The sequence below is a fragment of the Bradyrhizobium sp. 17 genome (genome assembly GCF_023073515.1).
In the GTDB taxonomy this organism is placed as follows: Bacteria; Pseudomonadota; Alphaproteobacteria; order Rhizobiales; family Xanthobacteraceae; genus Bradyrhizobium; species Bradyrhizobium canariense_D.
Window position 1 is genome coordinate 50036 of the sequence record NZ_JADPJQ010000130.1, and the last position, 24949, is coordinate 74984.

General features: G+C 64.0%; 23 protein-coding genes and 2 pseudogenes. 11 read left to right on the forward strand and 14 right to left on the reverse strand.

All coding sequences use genetic code 11. The features are described 5' to 3' along the window. The first annotated feature begins 11 nt into the window (after positions 1 to 11). Positions 12 to 1100: a TRAP transporter substrate-binding protein gene (locus IVB13_RS36340; protein ID WP_085395849.1), complete on the forward strand. Its 1089-nt coding sequence runs from the start codon at positions 12 to 14 to the stop codon at positions 1098 to 1100. Between the two features lie 78 nt (positions 1101 to 1178). Here IVB13_RS36340 and IVB13_RS36345 read toward each other — a convergent pair whose 3' ends face one another. From IVB13_RS36345 to IVB13_RS36365, 5 genes and pseudogenes are all read right to left on the reverse strand, one after another. After that, on the reverse strand, positions 1179 to 2834 hold the full coding sequence (locus IVB13_RS36345) for a TRAP transporter large permease subunit (protein WP_247406586.1): 1656 nt from the start codon (positions 2832 to 2834) through the stop codon (positions 1179 to 1181). 27 nt (positions 2835 to 2861) lie between these two features. Beyond that, complete coding sequence (locus IVB13_RS36350; protein ID WP_018459380.1) at positions 2862 to 3443, reverse strand: TRAP transporter small permease subunit; 582 nt, start codon at positions 3441 to 3443, stop codon at positions 2862 to 2864. A gap of 170 nt (positions 3444 to 3613) precedes the next feature. Next, the gene (gene moaA, locus IVB13_RS36355; protein ID WP_085352728.1) at positions 3614 to 4639 is read right to left on the reverse strand and encodes a GTP 3',8-cyclase MoaA; all 1026 of its coding nucleotides are present in this window, start codon (positions 4637 to 4639) and stop codon (positions 3614 to 3616) included. Between the two features lie 107 nt (positions 4640 to 4746). Next, positions 4747 to 5243, reverse strand: a pseudogene (locus tag IVB13_RS36360) (hypothetical protein). A 137-nt stretch (positions 5244 to 5380) separates the two neighbouring features. Further along, the gene (locus tag IVB13_RS36365) at positions 5381 to 6070 is read right to left on the reverse strand and encodes an HAD-IA family hydrolase (RefSeq protein ID WP_247297648.1); all 690 of its coding nucleotides are present in this window, start codon (positions 6068 to 6070) and stop codon (positions 5381 to 5383) included. Between the two features lie 167 nt (positions 6071 to 6237). On the opposite strand from IVB13_RS36365, the gene rpiA reads away from it, so the two are divergent. Genes rpiA through gor form a run of 3 tightly spaced genes read left to right on the forward strand, consistent with a single transcriptional unit; the run spans position 6238 to position 8916 of the window. Further along, a complete protein-coding gene (rpiA, locus tag IVB13_RS36370) occupies positions 6238 to 6951 on the forward strand; it encodes a ribose-5-phosphate isomerase RpiA (protein WP_085352729.1) in 714 nt (237 codons plus the stop codon). 2 nt (positions 6952 to 6953) lie between these two features. Then, entirely contained in the window at positions 6954 to 7472 is a 519-nt protein-coding gene (locus IVB13_RS36375) for a DUF2059 domain-containing protein (RefSeq protein WP_085352730.1), read from the forward strand. A gap of 55 nt (positions 7473 to 7527) precedes the next feature. Then, positions 7528 to 8916, forward strand: a complete 1389-nt coding sequence (gene gor / locus IVB13_RS36380) for a glutathione-disulfide reductase (protein ID WP_018459374.1) — start codon at positions 7528 to 7530, stop codon at positions 8914 to 8916. A 6-nt stretch (positions 8917 to 8922) separates the two neighbouring features. Here the strand turns inward: gor and IVB13_RS36385 are convergent, their stop codons facing one another. The 7 genes and pseudogenes from IVB13_RS36385 to IVB13_RS36415 all read right to left on the reverse strand — a co-directional run bounded on the left by IVB13_RS36385 (position 8923) and on the right by IVB13_RS36415 (position 17375). Beyond that, positions 8923 to 10062 (reverse strand): glucuronate isomerase, encoded by a 1140-nt coding sequence (locus IVB13_RS36385; protein ID WP_247492408.1) that lies wholly within the window; start codon positions 10060 to 10062, stop codon positions 8923 to 8925. A gap of 571 nt (positions 10063 to 10633) precedes the next feature. Further along, positions 10634 to 11860 (reverse strand): carboxylate-amine ligase, encoded by a 1227-nt coding sequence (locus IVB13_RS36390; RefSeq protein ID WP_026233789.1) that lies wholly within the window; start codon positions 11858 to 11860, stop codon positions 10634 to 10636. Between the two features lie 21 nt (positions 11861 to 11881). After that, complete coding sequence (locus tag IVB13_RS36395) at positions 11882 to 12709, reverse strand: class II glutamine amidotransferase (RefSeq protein ID WP_085352733.1); 828 nt, start codon at positions 12707 to 12709, stop codon at positions 11882 to 11884. Positions 12710 to 12801: 92 nt separating this feature from the next. Next, positions 12802 to 13428 (reverse strand): FMN-binding negative transcriptional regulator, encoded by a 627-nt coding sequence (locus tag IVB13_RS36400; protein ID WP_018459369.1) that lies wholly within the window; start codon positions 13426 to 13428, stop codon positions 12802 to 12804. 73 nt (positions 13429 to 13501) lie between these two features. Continuing rightward, a pseudogene (locus tag IVB13_RS36405) lies at positions 13502 to 14955 on the reverse strand (PLP-dependent aminotransferase family protein). Between the two features lie 50 nt (positions 14956 to 15005). Beyond that, entirely contained in the window at positions 15006 to 15602 is a 597-nt protein-coding gene (locus IVB13_RS36410; protein ID WP_247406577.1) for a redoxin domain-containing protein, read from the reverse strand. Positions 15603 to 15617: 15 nt separating this feature from the next. After that, a complete protein-coding gene (locus IVB13_RS36415) occupies positions 15618 to 17375 on the reverse strand; it encodes an MOSC and FAD-binding oxidoreductase domain-containing protein (protein WP_247492410.1) in 1758 nt (585 codons plus the stop codon). A 167-nt stretch (positions 17376 to 17542) separates the two neighbouring features. Between IVB13_RS36415 and IVB13_RS36420 the strand changes: the two genes are divergently transcribed. From IVB13_RS36420 to IVB13_RS36440, 5 genes are all read left to right on the forward strand, one after another. Beyond that, positions 17543 to 17923 carry a nuclear transport factor 2 family protein gene (locus IVB13_RS36420; protein ID WP_204510894.1) on the forward strand — a complete coding sequence of 127 codons (381 nt, stop codon included), beginning with the start codon at positions 17543 to 17545 and terminating at the stop codon, positions 17921 to 17923. A gap of 436 nt (positions 17924 to 18359) precedes the next feature. Beyond that, positions 18360 to 18833 (forward strand): tellurite resistance TerB family protein, encoded by a 474-nt coding sequence (locus IVB13_RS36425; protein WP_247406567.1) that lies wholly within the window; start codon positions 18360 to 18362, stop codon positions 18831 to 18833. A 2-nt stretch (positions 18834 to 18835) separates the two neighbouring features. Continuing rightward, the gene (locus tag IVB13_RS36430; protein ID WP_247492412.1) at positions 18836 to 19198 is read left to right on the forward strand and encodes a hypothetical protein; all 363 of its coding nucleotides are present in this window, start codon (positions 18836 to 18838) and stop codon (positions 19196 to 19198) included. Further along, positions 19195 to 19830, forward strand: a complete 636-nt coding sequence (locus tag IVB13_RS36435) for a TerC family protein (protein WP_018459362.1) — start codon at positions 19195 to 19197, stop codon at positions 19828 to 19830. The genes IVB13_RS36430 and IVB13_RS36435 overlap by 4 nt, the downstream gene beginning before the upstream one ends. Positions 19831 to 19863: 33 nt before the next feature. Beyond that, entirely contained in the window at positions 19864 to 20448 is a 585-nt protein-coding gene (locus IVB13_RS36440; RefSeq protein WP_085352737.1) for a TIGR00645 family protein, read from the forward strand. 22 nt (positions 20449 to 20470) lie between these two features. Here the strand turns inward: IVB13_RS36440 and IVB13_RS36445 are convergent, their stop codons facing one another. Beyond that, the gene (locus IVB13_RS36445) at positions 20471 to 21409 is read right to left on the reverse strand and encodes a LysR family transcriptional regulator (protein WP_085362156.1); all 939 of its coding nucleotides are present in this window, start codon (positions 21407 to 21409) and stop codon (positions 20471 to 20473) included. A gap of 158 nt (positions 21410 to 21567) precedes the next feature. Here IVB13_RS36445 and IVB13_RS36450 point away from each other — a divergent pair, with 158 nt between their 5' ends. After that, positions 21568 to 22143, forward strand: coding sequence for a hypothetical protein (locus IVB13_RS36450; protein WP_247398332.1), 576 nt, complete (start codon positions 21568 to 21570; stop codon positions 22141 to 22143). Positions 22144 to 22174: 31 nt separating this feature from the next. Here IVB13_RS36450 and IVB13_RS36455 read toward each other — a convergent pair whose 3' ends face one another. After that, positions 22175 to 23257: a substrate-binding domain-containing protein gene (locus IVB13_RS36455; RefSeq protein ID WP_247492414.1), complete on the reverse strand. Its 1083-nt coding sequence runs from the start codon at positions 23255 to 23257 to the stop codon at positions 22175 to 22177. A 112-nt stretch (positions 23258 to 23369) separates the two neighbouring features. Between IVB13_RS36455 and IVB13_RS36460 the strand changes: the two genes are divergently transcribed. Next, positions 23370 to 24854, forward strand: coding sequence for an aldehyde dehydrogenase family protein (locus IVB13_RS36460; protein WP_247492417.1), 1485 nt, complete (start codon positions 23370 to 23372; stop codon positions 24852 to 24854). The last annotated feature ends 95 nt before the right edge of the window (positions 24855 to 24949 follow it).

The following is a 24949-nucleotide window of genomic DNA, read 5'->3' on the forward strand; positions in this document are numbered from 1 at the left end:
GGTAGGACATCATGAAAAGACGAGATTTCATCAAGGTCACCGGGCTTGGTGCGGCGGGTGTCGCCACGCTCGCCGCTCCAGCGATCGCGCAGACGACGCCCGAGATCAAATGGCGCATGCCGACGAGCTGGCCGAAATCGCTCGACACGCTCTATGGCGGCGCCGAGATGATGGCCAAGATGGTCGCGGAAGCGACCGACAACAAATTCCAGATTCAGACATTTGCCGGCGGCGAGATCGTGCCGGGCCTTCAGGTGCTCGATGCCGTGCAGAACGGCACCTGCGAAATCGGCCACACCGCGTCTTATTATTATTTCGGCAAGGACCCGACCTTCACCTTCGGCTCGGCCGTGCCGTTCGGACCGAACATGCGCATCAACCAGGCTTGGTACATGCTGGGCGGCGGCAGGGAGATCCTCAACGAGTTCTACAAGAAGTACAACGTCGTCTCGCTGCTTGCTGGCAACACCGGCTGTCAGATGGGTGGCTGGTTCCGCAAGGAGGTCAAGACGCCCCAGGACTTCAGCGGGTTGAAATTCCGCATCGGCGGCTTCGCCGGAAAAGTGATGGCCAAACTCGGCGCGGTGCCGCAGCAGATCGCCGGTGGCGACATCTATCCGGCGCTGGAGAAGGGCACCATCGACGCAGCGGAATGGGTCGGGCCCTATGACGACGAGAAGCTCGGCTTCGTGAAAGTCGCGCCGCATTATTACTTCCCGGGCTGGTGGGAAGGCGGGCCGATGCTGCTCGCCTTCGTCAACCAGGACAAGTGGAATGCTCTGCCGAAGCACTATCAGAGCATCCTCGAGCAGGCGGGGCACTACGCCAACAACTGGATGATGGCGAAGTACGACCAGGCCAATCCACCGGCGTTGCGGCGCCTGCTCGCGGCCGGCGCCAAGCTGCATCCGTTCTCGCCCGAGGTCATGCAAGCCTGCTTCAAGGCGGCAAAGGAGCTGCACACCGAAGTCTCGGCTACCAACGCGGACTTCAAGAAGGTCTACGAATCGCTGACCGCGTTCTCGAACAACGGATATCAGTGGTTCCAGGTCGCCGAAGTCGGCTATGACAACTTCATGGCGCGCAACTCGCAGAGCTGATCGCAGAGCGCACGATCGGCCCAAACGAAAAAACCCGGAGCTTTCGCTCCGGGTTCTTTTTTGCAGGCGGGCCGGGCGCTATTGCTTCGGCTGGCCGAAGTCGAGCGGCGGCAGATCGATCTGGGGAATATCGATCTTGATGCTGTTGGGATCGACGGTGGACTGCACGCCCTTGTAGTGCATCACCATCGACGGGAACATGATCACGAGCAGCACCATGATCATCTGGATGACGACGAACGGCACCGCACCCCAATAGATCTGTCCCGTCGTGACCGGCTCCATGCGTTTGCCGGTGACGCGATCGGTATAACGTTCCTTCGGCGCGACCGAGCGCAAATAGAACAGCGCAAATCCGAACGGCGGATGCATGAACGACGTCTGCATGTTGACGCCCAGGATGACGCCGAACCAGATCAGGTCGATGCCGAGATGCTCGGCAGCCGGCCCGAGCAGCGGGATCACGATGAAGGCGAGTTCGAAGAAGTCGAGGAAGAACGCCAGCACGAAGACGAAGGCGTTGACGAAGATCAGGAAGCCGATCTGGCCGCCGGGCAGGGAGGTCAGCAGGTGCTCGACCCAGACGTGGCCGCTGACGCCGTAGAAGGTGAGCGAGAACACGCGTGCCCCGACCAGGATGAAGACGACGAACGCGGACAGCTTCGCCGTCGATTCGGTAGCCTGACGGATCAGGTCCCAGGTCAGCCGCCGCTTCGCGGCTCCGAGAATGAGGGCCCCGGCTGCACCCATCGCACCGCCTTCGGTGGGCGTCGCGACACCGATGAAGATCGTGCCCAGCACCAGGAAGATCAGGAATAGCGGCGGCACCATGACGAAGGTGGTCTGTTGCGCCATCTTCGAGAGAAAGCGGTAGCCCGTCAGCTTGTCGAGGACCCAGTTCGCGACGGCGACGAAGAACGCGAAGAGGATGCCGAAGAACATGCTGAGCACGACGAAGTCGGCGCCGTGTGTCTCCGAATTCCGCATCATGAACCAGCCGAAGACGCAGCTCGCCAGGAACAGCACGCCGAGCGACTTGAGGCCGCGGTCGCCGCTCTCCTCGCGGAAGCCGATCGCCTCCTTGGGAAGACCAGGCGCCGCCTTCGGGAAAATCATGGTCACGAGGAACGCGTAACCCGCATAGAGGCCGGCGAGCACCAGGCCCGGAATGAACGCGCCCTCGTACATGTCGCCGACCGACTTGCCGAGCTGGTCGGCCATCACGATCAGGACGAGCGACGGCGGAATGATCTGCGCCAGCGTGCCGGAGGCCGCGATGATGCCGGTCGCCACGCGGCGGTCGTAGCCGTAGCGCAGCATGATCGGCAGCGAGATCAGGCCCATCGAGATCACCGAGGCCGCCACGACGCCGGTGGTCGCCGCAAGCAGCGCGCCGACGAACACCACCGCGTAGGCGAGGCCGCCGCGGATGGTGCCGAACAACTGGCCGATGGTGTCGAGCAGATCCTCCGCCATGCCGGAGCGCTCGAGCACCAATCCCATGAAGGTGAAGAAGGGAATGGCGAGCAGCGTGTCGTTGTTCATGACCCCGTAGACGCGCTCCGGCAGGGCCTGGAGAAAGTCCGGGTGGAATTGGCCGAGCTGAACGCCGATGATGGCGAAGAACAGGCCGACGGCGCCGAGCGAAAATGCTGCCGGGTAGCCGAGCAGCAGCACGATCACGAGCGTCGCGAACATGATGGGCGCCAGATTGGCGATAATAAACGCGGTCATGACTTCCCCCTAAACCGTCGCCAACGGCTACTTCTTTTCGATCGCTTCGACGAGGTGCTCGACCTCGGCCTCCAGTGCGGACACCTGCGACTCGTGTGGGTCCGGGATCATGCCGCGCATGATCGCGATTCGCTTGATCAGCTCGGATATGCCTTGAACGAGCAGGAGGGCGAAGCCGATCATGATCAGCGCTTTTGCCGGCCATTGTGGCAGGCCGCCCGCATTGCCGGATTGCTCGTTGATCTGGAGCGAGCGCAGGAAGAACGGTATTCCGGTCACGATCATGACAACGGTCAGCGGGATCAGGAAGAAGATGTGCCCGATGATGTCGATGATGTTGCGAGCCCGTTTCGGCATCATGCTATTGAAGATGTCGATCCGGATGTGCTCGTTGTCGAGCAGCGTCCAGGACGCGCATAGCAGGAACACGATGCTGAAAAGCACCCATTGCAGCTCGAGCCACGAGTTGGAGGACGTGTCCAATGTCTTTCGGATGATCGCATTCAGCGCCGAGATGACGACGGCGAGCAGGATCAGCCAAGCCAGACGCTTGCCCGTCCAACGTGTGAACGCGTCAATTCCATTGCTCAGCTTCAGGAGCGCTTGCAAGATTGGTCCTCCCCGATTTGCCCCGGCCGTCTTGACTGCGCCGAGTGGGCGCGTTGGCTTGTCTCGCCGCGCAGGCATGAGGCTGCCGCACCAAACCAGCGAGCGTGCCGCCAGTCAATCGGAAGTTTGTTGATAGTTAAGGGGAATAAGCCGCGGCCGGCCAGCCGATGTTAGCCGCCGGTGACGCTCATGTGCCTGGAAACGCTGGGGCGGTCGTGGCGGCGGTCGATAATGAAATCGTGGCCCTTGGGCTTCAGCCCAATGGCGCGGTCGATCGCATCCGCAAGCAGCGAATCGTCGTCCGATGCACGCAGAGGTTTGCGCAAATCGGAGGCATCCTCGTGGCCGAGGCAGGTGTGCAACGTTCCCGTGCAAGTGACGCGCACGCGATTGCAGGATTCGCAGAAATTATGGGTCATCGGGGTGATGAAGCCGAGCTTGCCGCCGGTCTCGGCGACGCTGACATAGCGCGCCGGCCCCCCGGTGCTCTCGGCCAGATCGGTCAGCGTGAACTGCTGGGCAAGGCGCGCGCGCACCAGCGACAGCGGCAGATATTGGTCGATTCGTCCCGATCCGATCTCGCCCATCGGCATGACCTCGATCAGCGTCAGCCCCATGCCCTTGCCGTGGGCCCAGCGCATCAGGTCGGGAAGTTCGTCCTCGTTGAGGTTCTTCAGCGCAACGGCGTTGATCTTGACTGCGAGGCCCGCGGCGCGTGCCGCCTCGACGCCTTCCAGCACCTTGTCGATCTCGCCCCAGCGGGTGATCTCGCGAAACTTTTGCGGGTCGAGCGTGTCGAGCGAGACGTTGATGCGGCGGACGCCGCAATCGGCGAGCTCGCTGGCATGTTTCGCAAGCTGGGTGCCGTTGGTGGTCAGCGTCAGCTCGCTCAGCGCGCCGCTCTTGAGATGCCGCGACAGCGAGCGCACCAGCGTCATCACGTTACGGCGGACCAGCGGTTCGCCGCCGGTGAGCCGCAGCTTCTTCACACCCTTGGCAATGAAGGCCGAGCAGAGCCGATCGAGTTCCTCCAGCGTCAGCAGGTCCGCCTTGGGCAGGAACGTCATGTCTTCCGACATGCAGTAGAAGCAGCGCAGGTCGCAGCGGTCGGTGACGGAGACGCGCAAATACGAGATGGTCCGTCCGAACGGATCGGTCATCGTGCTCGACAGGGGGCTCGCGGAAAGTCCGTTCATACCAAATGCCTTGTCACTTGCGGCAACGCGAGCAGTTTTGCTTCAGCGGTGTCCTGGAAGCAATCTAAGCATCGAATGCGTCAGAGACAAATGGGGGATGACGGAGGTCAGCGCTTGCCCGCGTTCGGATCGGGGAAAGGCGAGCCCGCAGCCGGTGCGGCAGCAGCCGGGGCGACCGCGGCCGCCGCCGGTTTCGGTTTCTTCGGGCGGTGCGGCTTGCGGACCGTTTTGGCGGAACGGCCGGCTGGAGCTCCGCGAAAATCGGGTTGGGGTCGGTGGTGATCGAGGCGGGCGTGGTGAAGTCGCCGGGATTCCTGATGACATTCACCGGTACGCTCACCGGCTGGTATTTTGGGAGCGCGAAAGCGACCGTGAAGGGGGCGTCGGGGGCGGGAACCGCGACGGAGCAGGGCGTCTTGCAGCCGGCACCCAGTGAGGTCGTGGCGTCAGCACCCGGGGGATTGGATTCGAGCCGGACCTGCACGGTCGGCGGGGCCGATTTGAACATGTCCCAGGACGTCGAAGACATCGAGGAGCAGCCGGCAAGGCTCGCTGCTCCCAAGAGACTGACCCCAGCTAGCGCAATCGCGATGACACGACGCATGACCATCGACCTATTGCGACGAACCGCCACATCCCCGGACAAACTTAGGAGTGTCGTTCCGACCGAGCAACCGGCCGGCCGCACATAGTTAGTAGATGGTTAACGCCGGATTCCGTGGAATAACTAAGCTATCTCAGCTACTTGAGAGCTGCCTGCGCGGTCATCAGGCTGCTGGCGGCGGCCGGCAGGTCGCGCATGTGATGAATCAGCCGGTCCGGCTTCAACTCGGCAATCGGGACGTCCGTATAGCCGAAGCTGACCCCGATCACGGGAACTCCGGCGCGCCGGGCCACGCCGACATCGGGTCCGGCGTCGCCGACCATGATGCTCGCTTTGACCTCGCCGCCGGCCCGCGCCACCGTTTCCCGGAAAATGGTCGGATCGGGCTTCTGGACGCCAAAAGTGTCAGCGCCGCAGATCGCGGCGAAGCGCCGGCTCAGGTCGAGCTGATCCAGCAGGCGCTTCGATAGCCATTCCAGCTTGTTGGTGCAGACCGCGAGACGATGGCCTTGGACCGCAAAATGGTCGAGCGCGGCCTCCAGCCCCTCGAAGGGCCGGGATTCGACGGCGATATTGTCGGCGTAATAGCCGATGAAATCGGCCGTCATCCGGTCCATGTCGGCCACCGTGACGCTGCGGCCCTCGGCCTCCAGCCCCCGCTCGATCAGCTTGCGGGCGCCGGCGCCGATCATGTTGCGGGCCGAGGCCATCGGCACGGGCGGCAGCCCTTCACGGTCGAGCACGTAATTGAGCGCGGTGATCAGGTCGGGCGCGGTATCCACAAGCGTGCCGTCGAGATCGAAGACGATGGTGTGGGAGGGGGTCATGGTCCAGCGCTACCGGCCCGGCCCCGCCCGCGCAAGGGCCGAAGCCATAAGATCACCTTATAAGGTGGGTCCGGAGGCCTGTTCCCCCAGACCCTGTTCTCCGAGGGAAAACGAGGCTACACAGGCCGCCGCAAGCCTAACACTCGTAATTCAGGGACGGCGCAAACGTGAACATGGACCAGTTGAAGCGGCAGGCTGCGGCGCGCGCCCTCGAGGACGTCCGTGACGGCATGCAGCTCGGGCTCGGTACCGGCTCGACTGCAAAACATTTCGTCGAGCTGCTCGGCGAGCGGGTCCGCGCCGGACTGAAAGTGATCGGCGTGCCGACCTCCGAGGCGACGCGTCTCGATGCAATCCGCTGCGGCGTGCCGCTGACCACGCTGGATGAGATCGATCATCTCGACATCACCGTCGACGGCGCCGACGAGATCGATCCCGAACTCAATCTGATCAAGGGCGGCGGCGGCGCGCTGTTGCGCGAGAAAATCGTGGCGGCCGCCTCGGATCGCATGATCGTGATTGCCGACGACACCAAATGGGTGCCGACACTCGGCGGCTTTCCGCTGCCGGTCGAAGTCATCCCGTTCGGGCTCGGCGCAACGCGTCGCGCGATCGAGAAGGCGTTTGCGGAATGCGGCGTTTCCGGGCAGATGGCGGTCCGCAACGGCAAGGACGGCCACGTTTTCGTCACCGATGGCGGCCACTGGATCCTCGATGCCCAGCTCGAAAAGATTGAGGATCCCGCCCGCCTCGCCACGGCGTTGAGCGCGATCCCCGGCGTCGTCGAGCATGGTTTGTTCATCGGCTTGGCCAGCTCGGCTGTCTTGGCGGGTGGCGAGGGAATTCGCGTGATTGAACGGCGAAAGCCGAAAGGAGACTAGGAATGAAGAGCGTTTTGAAATTGTTGCCGGTCGCGACCCTCGCTGTGGGACTGGCCCTCTCGGTCGCCCCGGCCGGGGCCCAGCAGGCGGCTCCGCCGAAATCGTCGCCGACGGCCATCGCGGCCGCCAAGGAGATCCTCGCGATCAAGAACGCCAGTGCGATGTATGCCAACGCCGTGCCCGGCCTGGTCGATAAGACCAGGATCGCGCTGATCCAGCAGAACCTCAACTATCAGAAGGATCTCACCGAGGTCGCCGGGGTCGTCAACCAGCAGCTGGCAGGCCGCGAAAAGGAGATCGGAGAAGGCATGGCGCAGGTCTATGCCAGCGAGTTCACCGAGCAGGAGCTGAAGGATCTCGTCACCTTCTACAAGTCGCCGCTGGGCAAGAAGCTGATCGAAGCCGAGCCGCGCGCGATCGGGCTGAGCATGGCCTTCATGAACTCCTGGGCTCAGAACTTCTCCGAGACCGTGATGGGTGCCTTCCGCGCCGAGATGCGCAAGCGTGGCAAGGAGATCTGACAGTCCCTATCTGATCGGAATCCGGATCATGTTCTGAAAGAGGTCGGAGTGGACAATGGCTGAATTCGACGTCGACCTCTTTGTCATCGGTGGCGGTTCGGGCGGCGTGCGCGCCGCCCGCATCGCGGCCGGCTACGGCGCCCGCGTCATGATCGCGGAAGAGTACCGCATGGGCGGGACCTGCGTGATCCGCGGCTGTGTGCCGAAGAAGCTGTTCGTCATCGGCTCGCATTTCCGCCATGAGATCGAGGACGCCGCCGGCTTTGGCTGGACCGTTCCGTCTGCGACCTTCGACTGGCCGACGCTGATCGCCAACAAGGACAAGGAGATCGCGCGTCTGGAGGCGGCTTACACCGCCAATGTCGAGAAGTCGGGCGCGCAAATCGTCAAGAGCCGCGCGGTGATCGAGGACAAGCACACCGTCCGCCTGCTCGAGAACGACCGGAAGATCACTGCAAAATACATTTTGATCGCCACCGGCGGCGCGCCCAATCACGGCGCTCCGATTCCCGGCATCGAGCACGTGATCTCCTCCAACGAGGCGTTTCACCTGGCCAAGCTGCCGAAGCGGATCGTGATCCAGGGCGGCGGCTACATCGCGCTGGAGTTCGCCGGCATCTTCGCCGGCTTCGGCTCCGACGTCACAGTCATCTATCGCGGCGACAACATTCTTCGCGGCTTCGACGAGGATGTTCGCGCCCATGTCCGCGCCGAGATGGAGAAGCAGGGCATCACCATCCTGACCGGCTGCACGGTGACGAAGGTCGATCGGCACGGCGAGGAATTCACCACGCATCTGTCGAACGGATCGAGCCTTGCCTCCGACCAGGTGATGTTCGCGATCGGCCGCCATCCCGCGGTCGCCAATCTCGGCCTGGAGAAGGCCGGCGTCGCCATCAACCCGCGGAACGGCGGCATCGCGGTCGACCATTTCTCCAAGAGCTCGGTCGACAGCATCTACGCGATCGGCGACGTCACCCATCGCTTCAACCTGACGCCGGTCGCGATCCGCGAGGGCCATGCTTTCGCCGACAGCGTGTTCGGCAAGCGCGAGGTGCAGGTCGATCACGCCAACATCCCGACCGCCGTGTTCTCGCAGCCGGAGGTCGGCACCGTCGGCCTGACCGAGACGGAAGCCCGCGCGCAATTCAGCCATATCGACATTTACAAGACCACGTTCCGGCCCATCAAGGCGACGATGTCGGGCCGCGATACCCGCGTGCTGATGAAGCTCGTCGTCGATGGTTCAACCGACCGTGTGCTCGGCTGTCACATCGTCGGCGATGCCGCAGCCGAGATCACGCAGGCAGTCGCGATTGCGGTGAAGATGAAGGCGACCAAGGCCGATTTCGACGCGACGATCGCGCTGCATCCGACCGCGTCCGAAGAGCTCGTCACCATGCGCACCCCGACCGCTCGCCACGTCCGCCAAGCGGCGGAGTAACTCCGCTCAGCCGTACAGGTATCCGACCGGCTTGCCCTCGGTGCGCAGCGGACGGATGTCCTTCTGCGTGATGATCTGACCGGCGAGGCCGTCGATCTCGTCGCGTTGCGTCGGCGTCCAGCTGCGGAGGTCGTTCATGCCCTTGAGAAGGCCGAGCCGAAGGATCTGCGTATTCTCACCAACACCGACGAGGCTTGTGGCGTTCTTGCCCGCCGTCACCACATCGCCGGCCGCGAGCTCAAAGGTCTCGCCAGTCTTGTTCCTGAATTCGGCCGTGCCGCGGATCACGCGGTAGATCACGACCTCGCCCTTGGCGAAACATGTGGTGTCCGCCGCTGACGACGTGCTCTTGGACAAGAGCGATTGGCCGCGCGGATCGGTTGCGATGATGTGGCCGGCGACGAGGTGACCGCTCGGAGCCTCGATCCCGATATCGCGCACGTAAACCGGCATGGCCGATTTGATCGGGCTGTCGGTGAGCGGCTTGAACAGCGCATCCAGCCCCAAGGGGTCCTGGAGCCAGAAGCCTGCATCGACCGGGCGATCATGCAGAGAGTGGCTCCATGCCACCCGCGGCGTCTCGGCTTCGTTGATCTGGTCCGGACCGACGATGGTCGGGTTTGGAAACGTCGTCGGGTCAGTGATGAAGGCTTCGAGGAATTTGCCCGAATAGCCCATCGAGATTGGATCCGGCACCACCGTCTGCGGCGTCTTCAGATTCTCTTCGGTCGACAGTCCCGACCAGGTGTAGAACAGCTGTCGGTGCACGATCGCGCTTTGCAGCATCACCGCGCCGGGGCCGACATTATAGAAGCGCCCGTCATAGTCGAACGTGAACGCGCCCGACGTGACCAGCACGAGCTGAAAGCCGCCCGGCGGCAGATGAAGATGGAAGTCGGTAGGGCCGGTGTCGGGCAGATAGATCGGCAGATTGGTCGCGACCTCGTGCAGCAGGAAGGTTTCGTTGTTGGCGTGGAAACCCTCGTTGGCGCGATTGTAGAGGGCCTGCGGCCGGTACGTTGCCTCGAACTTCGCATTCCGGTCGCGATCGATCGCCACGAACTCCTGATCGTTGAGGCGAAGGGGCGCGCCGTCCGGGCGGGTGAGGCCGGTGAATTTGGGATCGCCGGTGGCATGCACGTTCATGGCATTCTCCGATCTGGCCCGCTCACCCTGTCTCGGCGCACGCATCTTGCTGAGAGCAGGGGATCAGGCCTGATGCTGCCTTGCGAATTTTAGGCCAGTCGAGGCGGTGCGCGGCACGCAAGGCTTTGCGACTCGCCGCCACGCGATGAAAATCGAGGTTGCACTTGAGGTTAGATGACACGCTTGACCAGCCTGCATGGCCATGTTCGCCCAGTCTGCAATCCTGGTGACGAGACGTGTCTTGTCTAATTTGGCGGCATTCTGGCGCGGATGCGCAGCTGCGCCGATCAGGAGAAGTCGGCGGCCGGGTGTCTGAAGCCGTTCATTCGAAAGCTCGACGGACGGTCCGCTCGGGCTTGCCGTACGGGCTGTCAGCCCACTTCGCCATGTCCACTGCACGCGCCTCGATGAGCTCGCACCAGAGGCAGCTGAGCTCCGCGCGCCCTTTGGCCGAGAGCATCGGAATGAGGCCATGGCCACAGCCAGCGCAACATTTGACGTGATTCATCGTTCTCTCCGCGACCTTACGCATTCAGGACCGACATTGTTGCTCGCGAAGCTTGCGCGGGCGCTATGAAGGCGCGGGAACGCCTGCGGCGGGGGTGCTCGTGCCCGAGATCGTCGCGTCTGCGATCCAGCGCGACACGGCGGCGATGTCTTCCGCATTGTCGCGGAAGGCGCGAAGCTGGAATTCGGCCGAGCTGCCGCGTTCGACGATGGTGCGACAGTGTTCGACCTCGGCCATGCAGTTCAGCGCGGCGGCGTCTTCGGCGATGTCCTCGATCACACGGGAGAGCAGCTCGGAGATCTCGACCGGCCCGTCCTTGGAGGCAAAGATGCAATCGGTGCCGTAGCGCTGGGCGCGCCATTTGTTTTCCACCGCAATTGCGCGTTCGACCGCGGTGACCTCTTTCGAGAGATGAGGTCGCAGGTAGAGATAGCGGGTCAGGCAGCGATAGAGCGAGGCAATGGCAACGGCGTCGTCGACGAAGGTGCAGGTATCGGGCGCACGCAGCTCGAGGGTCGGGTGCTTCATCGAGGGGCGCATGGCCCACCAGATGTGACTTTCATCGGGGATGACGCCCGAGCGCTGCAACGCGCCGACATATTCGTCGTAATCCTGCCGGCTCTCGAATAATTCGGGCAGGCCAGTGCGCGGCAGCTCGGAATAGGCGGCGAGCCGATAGCCCTTCAGTCCGGTCTTGTGTGAATTCCAGAACGGGGAGGAGGCCGACAGGGCGATGAACAAGGGCAGATGCGGCAGCATCGCTCGCATCACCGCCATGCGCTTTTCGGGATCGGGCAACTGGACGTGCACGTGCATGCCGCACATCAGGTTGCGGTGGCCGATGCTGCGCAGATCCTCAATCATCTCCTCGTAGCGTGGCTTAGGGCTCGGCTGCGACATGCGCCAGACCGCGGTCGGGTGCGTGCCGCAGGCCATGATCACGAAGCCGTATTGTGCCGCGACGTTTGCGACTTCGCGACGCAGGAAGCGAAGCTCTTCGCGCGCGTCGGCGACGTCGACATGCACGTTGGTGGCGACCTCGAGCTGCGACTGTAACATCTCCCGCATCGCCTGGCCGCCTGTCGACCAATTCGCAGATTCGAATAGCTCATTGGGGGTCTGGATCGCGACCTCCAGGCTGCGGCGATCGGCGAGGAAGTATTCCTCCTCGATACCGAACGAATATTCCGCAGCCTTGCCGCGTCCGCCGGCCGAGCGAATGACGAGGTGCTGCCTGTCCTCGGAGGAATCGAGCCGCAGCAGTTTCAAGACGTCTGACGCCAATGTCATCGTGCCACCCGGCCAAGGTATTTACCCGCGGGCGATAATCCTTCTGGCAGGAGCGGGTTCCGCGTCGACCTCACTGGAAATGGCAAGATCGAACGGAACAATTTTCGCGCTCTCGGACGCACGTGCGACCAGCGCGTGATTCGCGGGCACTTCCGTCCAGTCTGTTTCCTTGTCGAACGGCTCGGAGACGACGATGACTTGGCCGCCAGCCTCGCGGAAATAGAGCGTGTTGGCGGCATCGTTGACCGCAACCCGGAAGGCATAGAGATCCCGGCCGTTGGCGAGGGCGCTGGTGAAGCGTAGCCGCTCACGAAGCTCGCCTTCGTTGACGAGGCCGACGAGGGCTCGCAGCACGCGATGCGTTGCGCCGAGCGGATCGGCGTCGAGACCCGCGCCCATCATGGCGAGAAACACGGCTTCCGAATCGGTCGTGCCTGTCCGCGAGGGGTAGTAGGCATCGGGGATCAGCGCCTCGACCTTGCGCCGTAGGCGATTCCAGCTGCCGACGAAACCATTGTGCATGAACATCCACTGGCCGCAGGCAAAGGGATGGCAGTTCTGCCGCGTCACTGCCGTGCCGGTGGCGGCGCGCACATGGGCGAAGAACAGATGCGAGCGCAAATGGCGGCAGAGGTAGCGGAGATTTTCGTCCGACCAAGCGGGGCGTGTTTCACGATAAAGACCAGGCTCCGGATGCTCACCGTACCAGCCGAGACCAAAGCCGTCGCCATTCGAGCCCGCCGTCGACTGGAGCGAGCGGATGCTTTGCGCGATGAGCGAATGCTCGGGCTCGGTGACATAGGGCTCGAAGGACGTGGTCTCGCCCCGGTATGCGATCCAGCGGCACATAGGAATTCCGTCAGGAGATGCTTGCTGAAATGTATCAACGAACCTGACAGGACGATGGTTCCCGACAGCGAGTGTCGGGAACCAAGTGGCTACTAAACCGGAACCGGAATCAATGGCGCAACCTCGCGATCACCAGCGTTCTCGCTCGCTGCGAGACCTTGCGCGACGCCGACACGGTCAGCCTCGGGACGGTTCTGGCTCATCTTGCGCTTGCCTTCGAACCGCACGACGGGAATCCGCACGCCGACGATTCCGCGCAGCTGAGTTGCGATGAAATCTTCGGGGGCATCGGTAACGGCCCACGGCTTTGCACGCGATCCTTCATGCCTATTCGTGAGCCGCGTCACGGCGTCGAGCAGGCGCTCGGGCTCCTGGAAGAATTCGACCGGGCCGTAGGCATGCACCGCGACGTAGTTCCAGGTCGGCACGACCTTTTCGGTTTCCTGCTTGGTCGCGTACCAGGACGGCGTCACATAGGCGTCGGGACCGCTGAAGATCGCCAGCGCATCTCCGATCGGCGGCAGTTTCCATTGCGGGTTGGCTTTCGCCACATGTCCGTACAGCACGCCATGTTCGCCTTCGCTCTCGTCGAGAAGCAGCGGCAGCGGCGTGGCGACGGGGCCTTCGCTGGTGGCCGTGACCAGGCTGGCGAGGCGGGCGCCGCGAATGGTCGCTCGGATGCTCTCGATGTCGTCCTTGAAGGCGGGAGGGATGTACATGTCTATCTCCGGTGTTGCTCTGGAGATAGCCGGAATCTGGCCTGTAAGAAACTGCCAGTTATCGTCTATTTGATCAGTCCAGTTTGGCGACGGCTTGTGCGAGAAGCCTGCAGCCGCGCTCGATCTGTGCCACCTCCAATGCCGAATAGCCCATGACGAGGCCGACCGTCTTCCGCGGTCGGCGAGGTCCGACGAACAGCGCAGAGACGGAATAGATGCCGACGCCCTTTGCATGGGCCGCCTTGATCAACGCGTCCTCTCGCTTCTGCGGCAGGTCGTCGAACCACGCCACGATGTGCAGGCCGGCGGCCGTGCCCTCGATCCGGACGCGGTCCCCGAACCTGCGGCGAAGCGCGTCGAGCAGCGCCCGCTGGCGTTCGGCGTTGCGCCGGCGCACGCGCCTGATGTGGCCGTCATAGGCGCCGCTTTCCAGCATCGACGCGAGAGCGTCCTGTTCGATCAGCGGCGTGTGCCGGTCCATGATCTGCTTGGCGGCGGCGATCAGGGATCGCAGGGCGGAGGGCACCACCAGAAAGCCGATCCGCAAGGTCGGCGAGAGCGTCTTGGAGACGGTGCCGAGATAGATCACATTGCCGCCGCCTTCCAGCGCGTGCAGCGGCGGGATCGGCTTGGTATCGTAGCGATACTCGCTGTCGTAATCGTCCTCGATCACGTAGGCGTCGTTTGCCCTGGCCCAGGCGAGCAATTGGTGCCGGCGGCCGATCGGCATGACGCCGCCGAGCGGATATTGGTGCGACGGCGTGACATAGGCGAGGCGGGCTTCGACGCCATCGAGCCGCGCTGTCTCCAGTCCGTCCACGTCGACGGGAATCGGGATCGCCTCGGCGCCCGTTGCTGCGAAAGTATGCCGCGCCATCTGGTAGCCGGGATCCTCCATCACGAAGCGGTCGCCGGCATCGAGCAGCAGGCGCGCGCAGATGTCGAGGCCCTGCTGCGAGCCGTTCACGACCACGATCTGATCGACCTCGCAGCGGACGCTACGCGACCGCCACAGATAGCCTTGAAGCGCGGTCCGCAGCCGCAGCGCTCCGCAGGGATCGTCATAGGCCAGCCGTTCGGGCTTGCGCGCCATCGCAGCGGTCACGGCCTTTTTCCATGCCAGTACCGGAAATCCGACGGCGCGAGCTCGCCATAGCGGAAGTTCGCGACGAGCCCGCGCGGCGGCTCAGACCAGCGCGGCGGGTCTTGAAGCAACCGGCTCCCGAAGGCCGACAGCCGCACCTTCCGCGCCGACGGCCGCGACACTACGCGCGTGCGTCCTCGCTCGACGACGGCGCGAGCCACACGCGGTCGCGCGCCATGGCGTGTCTCGATGAAGCCTTCGGCGGCGAGCTGTTCGTAGGCGATCGTGACGGTCGAGCGCGCCACGCCCATCTCACCGGCCAGCGCGCGGGAGGACGGCAGCACCCCGTCGATCCCATACACCCTGGCCAGGATCTGATCTCTCAAAGCCTCGTAGATCTGGCGCGCGCCCATGCGGTCGGGATTGGTCTTCATCTGGATCATCCACATTCCGAACCGGCATTCGCCCGGGCGGACGATGTCGGAATGTGGTTCTAATCCCGTTCGCCGAGAGTTTCGACGTAAGCCTTGCCGTAGGGATGAAAATGCTCCCTGCGGCCCTGGTCCCACAGTGCCCTGAGGCCGGGCGCCGCGATGTCCCAATCCGGCCGGCACTTCATGCCGACTGCCCTGAGGTCCTGGCGGAGCTCTTCGACGGTTGGACGGCCGAAGAACCAGTAGCCGTTGTAGATCTTGTGAATGACGACGCCGGGCTCGAGCACGATCACGTGCGGAATCATCGGATTATGGACGGGGTCGGTGTATTCGGCGATGTCGAGATCCTTCTGAACGAGGCGCCGCGAATCCGAGAGAAAGGGCCAGTGCGCTCCGACGCCGCTGCGATATTCGCTGGTCTGGGTGATGTTGTCGGTCGTGATCGTGACCATCCGGCAATAGCCCACCTCCATCTCGCGATGGAGTTGCAGCAAGCCTTCGGCCTGGCGACGATCCTTGGGACAAAATCCGCCGCGGCCGAGCACGAGCACCATTGGATCGCCCGCCTGCAGTTCGGAGAGCTTCCGGTGCTTGCCGGTGTGGTCGCTGAGTTCGTAATCCGGGAAGGTTACTCCCGGCATCATGTCAGGTCGCATTGCGCTCTCCCACTTTTACAGATCAACCACGACGTCGTTTCGGGGTCGTGAGCAGCACATCAGGACATTGCCGTCCGCCGGCGGATCGAGCGGATCCGGCGCATAGTCAACCGTCCCCGCGATCAACCCGCTCTCGCAATTGTGGCAGACGCCGGTCCGGCACGACCAGCGCACGGGGACGTCGCACGCCTCGGCCAATTCCAGCAGGCTGGCATAGGATGGTCCCCAGCGGACATTGAGGCCACTCCGGGCGAACGAAACCATCGGGCCGGGGCCGGGGGCACCGATCGGCGGGTGCGCCCGCTTCTGCGGGGAGGACGCTATGCCGGGCGTCAAGGACGGTCCGGCGCCGAACAATTCGGTGTGAATGCGATCCGGTGCGACGCCCAACGTGGTGAGGCCAGCTTTCAGATCGTTCATGAAACCTGCCGGTCCGCACAGATAGAAATCGCCGTCACGCGGCACGCTCAGGGTCTGGAGCAGGCGTGCGTCGAGATGTCCGGCTGTGTCGAACGCCACATTGAGACGATCGTCCGGGTCAGGCGCGCTGTAGCAGACGTGGCTATGGTGACGAGAGAGCCCACCTAGCAATTCGCGCGCCTCGGCGGCGAACGCATGTTCGCGGCCATTGCGAGCGCCGTGCAGCCACCACACGTCCCGCGTCGTCGCTTCGGCGGCGAGCGCGTGAAGCATTGCGAGCAAAGGGGTGACGCCGATGCCGGCGCTCAACAGGATGACGGGGCGTGCATCTTGCCGGAGCGTGAAACTGCCGCGTGGCGCGCCTAGTTGCACGGCAGCGCCGGCCAGCAGCTCGTCGGCAATGTAACGGCTGGCGGCGCCGTGAACTTCGCGCTTGATGCTGACGCGATAGGACGCGGCATCGGCGCCGCTCGACAGCGAATAGCTGCGTGTCATCGCCTGCGCACCGGAGGGCTCGAGCTTGATGACGACGAATTGACCGGGCAGGGCGGCCGCCACGGGATGTCCGTCGGCGGGTTCGAGGATCAGCGACGTCACGTTGCCCCTTTCGGCGATCTTTCGCGCCACGCGAAAGGAGCGGAATCCGCGCCAGGCCGGAGCTGGGCTCGCCGCCGGCCCAACCCCGGCGTTTCCCGCGGTCTTGTTGTCCTTCTGCTGCTCGAGCAGCGCCTCGAAAGAACGGCGCCAGCCGCGGCTCAGCGCGGGAATCCGCAGCGCGCGCTCCAGGCGCTCGCGCGGATGAGGCGGCAGGTAAAGCAGCGCATTGATCTCGAACACGCTCATGCGCTCGGGTCCCACAGCGATCTGTGTGATCTCGTCACCGGCTTCGACGTCGCCTTCCTCGATCACACGGAAATAGAATCCGGGCCGCCCGTGCCTGACGAGCAGCGCGGCCATGTCCGGCTCGTCCATGCGAATGCCGAGACGGTAGCAGGTGACGCGCGGCTGCGTCACTTCGAACACCGCGGAGCCGATCCTGTAGCGGTCTCCGATGCACACGTTGGTGTCGGCGAGGCCCTCGACCGTAAAGTTCTCGCCGAACTGGCCATGAACGAGGTTCGATCGACCCAGATGCTCCTGCCAGTACCGATAGGATTCATCCTGATAGACGAATACGGCACGATGTTCGCCGCCATGACCGGCCGTATCGCCCTGGCCGTCGCCATCGATGTTGAGCCGGCGCACCCTGCGCGGGCCTGTGACCTGTGCCTTCCAGATGCCGGTGTGGACGGTCCGACCCTGCCAAGCGACGTCGCGCGGCAGGCCGACATTGACCGAAAGCAGACGTGCCATTGCGTGTTCCCGATCTGGCTGCGCGGTTCTGCCGTCATCATTGCATCGGATGGGGTTTTTGGCTCGTTAGTCGTTGTTAGACGTTGCGAGCAAGCCTTGCCACCGGCGGCCCTGAGGCCAATTTGAAATGCGTAACGTAAACGCAGTCGGTACAACGGGAGATCACGATGGATGATCAGGGCAAGCTGGCCGCGCTCCAGCGCCATTGGGATGCTTCGGATGCGAACGATTTCGAGGCCGAGCACGACATCTATCGCGAGGACGCGGTGCTCGACTATCCGCAGTCCGGCGAGCGCATCCGCGGTCGCAGGAAGATTCAAGAGAGCCGGTTCGTGCAGCCGAACAAGAAGCGCTTCACGGTTCGGCGGATCGTCGGCAGTAACGATCTCTGGGTGAGCGAATTCGTGCTGACCTATGACGGGGTGCCGTCTTACGTCGTGAGTATCATGGAATTCCGCGACGACCTCGTGGCGCACGAGACGCAATATTTCGGCGACAGGTTCGAGCCGTCGCCCTCGCGGGCGCATCTTGTCGAGCAGGTGGGGTAGGCTGAGTGCTCCGCACTCCGCTGTCATTCCCCGCGCAGGCGGGGAATCCAGTACGCTGCGGCTTCTCGACAAACTACGGACGTCTCGGAGTACTGGATCGCCCGCCTGCGCGGGCGATGACAGTAAAAGACATGATCGCAGGTGCGGAGCGCGCAGAACTGCTTAGCCAATGTGGAAACACGGAACCCGATGCGGCGGCTGGTCGCAGTCGCGTCGTCTTGATTTCTACAGCCCCATCTTTATGTGTGAAACGAACAAGAATCCGGGCCCCTCTGGCGAGGAAGTCGACGCTGTCGGCAAAACCTCGTGATGTCGGATGACCTGTCCCGCGCGAATGCGATGGATCGGCCGATCGTCGGGCCTTCTTGAGAGTCTCTCCGACCGAATCGTCCCCATCGCAGCTCCGTGCGGTCTTTCGCAAGATAAGGGAGCAACGATGTCCGACGCCAAGCATTCAAATCCGATCGAAATCGAGATCACCGAGCCGTCCAGCCTGAACGAGCAGGCTGCGGTGGCACTGGTGATCGTCGGCGCGCTGGTTGCCGTCGCCGACCGGCAAGTTTCGCCGGTCGAACGCGACGAGGTCGTCCGGTTCATCCGGGATCGCAAGCTGGCGCCGCATATCTCGGACGACCGGCTCTACGCGATGTTCGACGAGCTTGCTGAACGACTCGAGGAGCCGGATTTCGCCAATGTGGTGATCGAGAATTTGCGTCCGGTTTCAGACCTGCCGCTGTCGGCTCATTTGATGGAACTGTCGGAGCGCGTCGCGGCCGCAGACGAGGACGTGCATCCCCACGAAGTGCAGGCTATCAAGCTGTTGCGTCTGCTGACGCTGGTGCTGCCGCGCGCAAAGCAGGTGACGCCGGGTGCAGTGCGCGCCGAACAGCGCATCGCCGCCGAGGAGTAAGCATGAGCGTAGTTTCGGACGAGGATAAGACAGGGACTGCGGGCGCTAGCGGCCAGATGGCTGGCGGCGACCCGCGCCTCGACAAGCTTGTCCGTCGCCTGCCGCCGCGCATGGGCGACACCGTCACCTATCTGCTCAAGCCATCCAGCCGCTGGGTGAGAATCCCTTCGGGTGCGCTGCTGATTGTCGGCGGCGTGCTCTCCTTCCTGCCGGTGCTCGGCGTCTGGATGCTACCGCTCGGCCTCGCTTTGCTCGCGGAAGACGTGCCCGCGCTGCGCTCCGGGCGCGCCAAGGTTCTGGATTGGGTAGAGCGGAAGAAGCCGCACTGGCTCGATCCGTCCGCACTGAAAAATGACCAATCATGACTGAATTCATCACCACCGAAGCGCTGACCGCGCTGCTTCAGGTCGTCCTGATCGACCTCGTGCTCGCCGGCGACAACGCCGTCGTCATCGGCCTTGCCGCAGCCGGCCTCCCGGCCGATCAGCGCCGGCGCGCCATCGTCGTCGGCATCATCGCCGCCACCGCCCTGCGCATCGTCTTTGCCGGCGTCGCGACCCAGCTTCTGCAAGTGATCGGGCTATTGCTCGCCGGCGGCGTGCTGCTGCTCTGGGTGTGCTGGAAGATGTGGCGGGAGCTGCGCGAGCAGTCCGCGCATGCGAACGAGCTCGCGTTCAGCCATGGCGGCAGCAGCGCTGCGCCTGCGTCCCGAAAGACCTTCAGGCAGGCGGCGGTGCAGATCGTCGCCGCCGACGTCTCGATGTCGCTCGACAACGTGCTCGCGGTCGCGGGCGCTGCGCGCGAGCATCCCTACATCCTCGCGTTCGGCCTGCTGTTGTCGGTCGCGCTGATGGGCGTCGCCGCCGATTTGCTCGGCCGCGTGCTCCAGAAGCAGCGCTGGATCGGCTATGTCGGCCTCGCCATCATCGTTTACGTCGCCTTCGAGATGATCTATCGCGGATCGCTCGAGCTCGCGCCTGTGATCGCGAGTCTCTGAGGCAACGCGCCTGTCCATCATCCGGAGTGATCAATGACGTCGGAACCCAAAGCACCTTCGGCGGATTCCGTGCCGGCGCCGCAAATCGGCCCGTTTGCCCAACTCATCTTTGGCTCGCGCTGGCTGCAGGTCCCGCTTTATGTCGGCCTCATCGTCGCGCAGGCCGTCTATGTGCTGCTGTTCCTGAAGGAGCTCTGGCACCTGGTCGTGCACTCGTTCGACGCCAGCGAGCAGCAGATCATGCTGGTCGTGCTCGGGCTGATCGACGTCGTGATGATCTCGAACCTGCTGGTGATGGTGATCGTCGGCGGTTACGAGACCTTCGTCTCGCGCCTGAACCTCAGCGGTCATCCGGACGAGCCGGAATGGCTCAGCCACGTCAATGCCAGCGTGCTCAAGATCAAGCTTGCGATGGCGATCATCGGCATCTCCTCGATCTCGCTGCTCAGGACCTTCATCGAGGCGGGCAATCTCGGCACGACGCGGAGCAATTTCACCGAGAGCGGCGTGATGTGGCAGGTGCTGATCCACCTGACCTTCATCATCTCCGCGATCGGCATCGCCTGGGTCGACCGCCTCGGCGATAGCGGCCAGCGCAAGGGGGTCGGCCACGGCTGAACGTCAGACCGTCGGCGTTTGATCAGGCGATCTGCGGATGCGCCGCGTTTTCCCGCCGCTCGCGCTCGCCCAGTTCGCGCACCAGCTCCTGGAGGAAGGATTCCGTGTAAGCGGGGAGGGTGCGCTCGGCGCGAACGTAGATGCCGAGATCTGACCACACCGGGCTGCCGGCATTGTCGAGCGGCAGGAAGACGAGCCGGCTGTCGCGCGACAGCCTGCTGATGCCGAGCTGGGTCTGGAAGGCGACGCCGACGCCGCGCGCCGCGAGCTCGCGCATGAGGTCGATCGAGTTGGCCTGGATGGCCGGCTCCGGTGTCTCGGAGAGCTGCGCGATCAGCGGCTGGAGCAGATGATAGATCGACAGCTCCGGCAGCGCGTGGATGACGGGAAAGGCGAGACATTGGGGCAGCGTGACCGTCTTGCCGCGCGCCAGTGGATGCTCGCGCGCGACGACCGCGCCCAGGCGAAACCGTTTCAAGGCGACCTGGCGCAGGTCCGGCGGATGCCGCAGCGCCATGGCGATGCCGATGTCGGCCTCGCCGCGGCTCAGGGCCTCCAGCACGTCCGACGATCCCTTCACCTCGGTGGTGAAGCTGACGCGCCGGGCGCGGCCGCGATGGGAGGCTATCAGGTCGGGCAGCACCGACTCCGTGAGCGACTCGATGCAGGCAATGCTGACGGTGCCGTGCCAAGTCCCCGCCAGGGATGCGACGTCCGAGCGGAAGCGGTCGAGGTCCTGGAGCACGTTCATGACGTGCCGGGCCAACATCTCGCCGACCGTCGTCAGCGTCAGGCCGCGCGCATTGCGCTCGAACAAGGGTGACCCAACCTCCTGTTCAAGCTTGAGAATCTGGCGGCTTACGGCCGACGAGGCAACGTTCAGCATGCGCGCAGCGGCCCGGATCGAGCCGGTGCGGCGGACGGCGTGGAAGTACTGGATGGCTGGTGAGTGAAATCGCATGGGACCCCCGGCCGGACTATAGCCGTTGCCGAAACGGCATCAACGTGTACGAAATTCTGTGCTTTTCGAGTGCGCTCCTCCCACCTAGGTTCGCCGCCGGCTTGGCCGGTCCTGTCGGGCCGTCATGCCATGCGCAACGAGGCGCCAGGGGATCCCGGGTGGACGAGAACATTGTTTGCGAGGTCGCGCCGGACACGCGTCTGGTCGATCGCCGTCGCGCGGCGGCCTATGTCGGCGTGACCGCCGGACGCTTCGAGCAGCTGGTGCGCGACAGCGTCGTGCCACCGCCGGTCATGGTGGACAACAAGCGGCGCTGGCCGCTCGCGTTGCTCGACGTTGCGAAGGACGCGGTTGTCGCCAGCAGCATGCCGTGCCTGCCGCAGGTGATGGTCGAGATTGCGCAGGACGCGCGTCCCTGCGAACGGGCCCCCGCACCAGCCTCGCACGAACTGCCGGATAAAAACTGGTTCGAGCAGCGCGCGCGGTTCGTTCAGCGCGTGCGCCGGTCGCTGCTGTCGGGCAACGAGATACGGCTCTTGCGCGAGTTCAAGCTGCTCAGGCAGAACCAGATCAGCATGTTCGGCTATTACGGCAGTTTCGAAGCCCTGATGGTGCGCGGCTACATCGTCGAGCTCGCGCGAAAGCCGCCGTCGAGCCGTCCGCTGGTGACGTACCGGCTGACCGCGCAGGGCGAGCGGGTCATGTCGGCGCTCAAGGGCGAGCCGGCGATCTGACCGGCGCGGAAGGCGATGGCATCCTCCGGCATCATCGCACGGCGTGCATCTCCAGAAACGCCTTCACGCCGGTGACGGTGCCCGTGTCCGACGGCACATAACCGGGCAGGGTGGCGACGGCTGCGCGAAAATCGGCGCTGCGGACGATCTCCAGGATGCGTTGCATCGGCCCGGTGTCCAGGAACGCGCGCTTGCAGACGAAGAAATAATCCTCGGTCAGGAGCCGGATGAAATCGAGGCCGAAATGCCGGGCGGCGGCTTCGACGCCGAAGCTCGCATCAGCCATGCCGCTCGCGACATAGGCTGCGACCGCGGCGTGGGTGAATTCGATCTGCTGCGCGCCGTTGATCCTGCTCTCGTCGATGCCGTTTGCCGCAAGCAGTTGGTCGAACAGAAGCCGCGTGCCGGAATCGTGGTCGCGGTTGACGAAGCGGACTTTGGGTCCGGTGAGATCACCAAGCGAAGCAATGCGCAGCGGATTGCCGCGCGCGACCATCAATCCCATTTCGCGTGTGACGAAGCTGATGATGCGATCCTCGCGCGGATCGAGCAATTCGCGCGCAGCCTTGATGCCCTGGGCGCGCAGCGCGCCGTGCGGCAGATGCAGGCCGGAGAGATCGCAGGCGCCCTGCGCCAGCGAGACCAGCGAATGCTGGTTGCTGACATAGCGCAGATCGACGCCGATGCCGGGCTCGCGGTCGAGGAATTCGCGCAGTTTTGCGACCGCAAAACCGTGGCTGGCATGCACGCGGATCACCGACGGGCGCTGCTCGAGGAACGGCTTGATCTCGCTCGCCAGCTCCTGTGCCAGATTCTCAAGCTGAGGTCCGAGCCGGGCCTGCATGCGCTCGCCCGCCCACACCAGCCGCTCGCCGAACGGCGTGAGTTTCGAGCCCTTGCCGCGCTGGGTTTCCACCAGCGGCGTGCCGAAGAACTCCGACCATTGCTCGATCAGATTCCAGACATGGCGATAGGAGAGGTGCGCATCCTTGGCCGCGCTGGTGATCTTCCCGGTTCTCCTGATCTCGTTGAGGACGCCAAGCATGATGACGGCGGTGCGCGGATTGCCCTCCCGGCGAAACCGCCAGACGGCCTCGATCTCGATCTGAAGCATTGGTCCTCCCTATGAACTACATTTCATATGACCGCGGTCCATTTGCAATCCATATCATATTTACTCCCGTCCACAGGCGCCTAGTCTGGTATACCAGAACTGGAGGAATATGATGTCTGTTGCATATGACTTTGCACACTCGCCGGCCACCGAGTTCATGTCCCGGCCGCAGCATCTGCTGATCGACGGTCGCCGCGTCCCGGCGAGCTCCGGTCGCACATTCAACTCGCTCAATCCGGCCACCGGGCAGGTCATCGCCATCGTCGCCGAAGGCAACGAGGCCGATGTCGATCATGCAGTAGCGGCCGCGCGCCGGGCCTTCGAAGGCCCCTGGCGCACGATGCGGGCGTCCGAGCGCGGCCAGATCCTGCTACGCTGGGCAGACCTGCTCAAGGCTCACGCCGAGGAGATCATCGAACTCGAGTCGATCGATGCGGGCAAGCCGATCGCCGCGACATCGCGGCAGGATTTTCCGGCCGCCGTCGACACGCTGATCTACTACGCCGGTTGGGCCGACAAGATCAGCGGCGACGTCGTGCCCGTGCGCGATGATGCCCTGACCTACACCGTGCGCGAGCCGGTCGGCGTGGTCGCGGCGATCGTGCCCTGGAATTTCCCGCTGATGATCGGGATGTGGAAGCTCGCGCCGGCGCTGGCCTGCGGGTGCACCATCGTGATGAAGCCGGCCGAGCTGACCTCGCTGTCGGCGCTACGCATCGCCGAGCTCGCGCTCGAAGCCGGCCTGCCGGCGGGCGTCTTCAACGTCGTCACTGGCCCCGGCCGCGTCGTCGGCGACGCGCTGGTCAATCACCCTGACGTCGACAAGGTCACCTTCACCGGCTCTCCCGGTGTCGGGCGGGGAATCATGAAGGGCGCCGCAAGCAACTTCAAGCGCATCTCGCTCGAGCTGGGAGGCAAGTCGGCCAACGTCATTTTCGACGATGCCGATCTCGAAGCCGCATCGAAAGCTGCGGCTTCCGGCATCTTCTTCAATGCGGGCCAGGTCTGCTCGGCCGGCTCCCGCGTGCTGGTGCAGGAGAAGGCCTATGACGAGGTCGTCGAGCGGCTGGCGGCGCGCGCAAAGTTGCTCAGGATCGGCGACCCGCTCGACCGCAAGACGGTGCTCGGTCCCGTCATCTCCGAGAAGCAGATGAAGTCGGTCCTCGATTATGTCGACATCGGCCGGAAGGAGGGCGCGACCCTCGTCACCGGTGGCGAGAAGGTCGGCGATCGCGGCTACTTCATCAGCCCCGCGGTGTTCGCGAATGTCGCGCACGAGATGCGGATCTCGCAGGAAGAGATCTTTGGCCCGGTCGTCAGTGTCATCAAGTTCAAGGACGAGGCCGACGCTTTGCGGATTGCCAACGGCACGGCTTACAGTCTCGCCGCCGGCGTCTGGAGCCGCGACATCGGCAAGCTGCAGCGCTTCGCCAAGCGAGCGCGCGCGGGCACAGTCTGGATGAACACCTATGGCTATACCGACGTGCGGCTGCCCTGGGGCGGCGAGCGCGACTCCGGCCTCGGCCGCGAGCACGGCACCGCCGCGCTAGACAATTTCACCGAGCCCAAGGCGGTCTGGATGAATCTGGCCGTTTGATACCTCCCGAGCGGCCAAGCCTGGAGCCCGCCTGACCACCCGTGGAGGCGGGCTCTTTTTCGAGATCGATAAAATTGTCTGCATTCCGCTCAGCT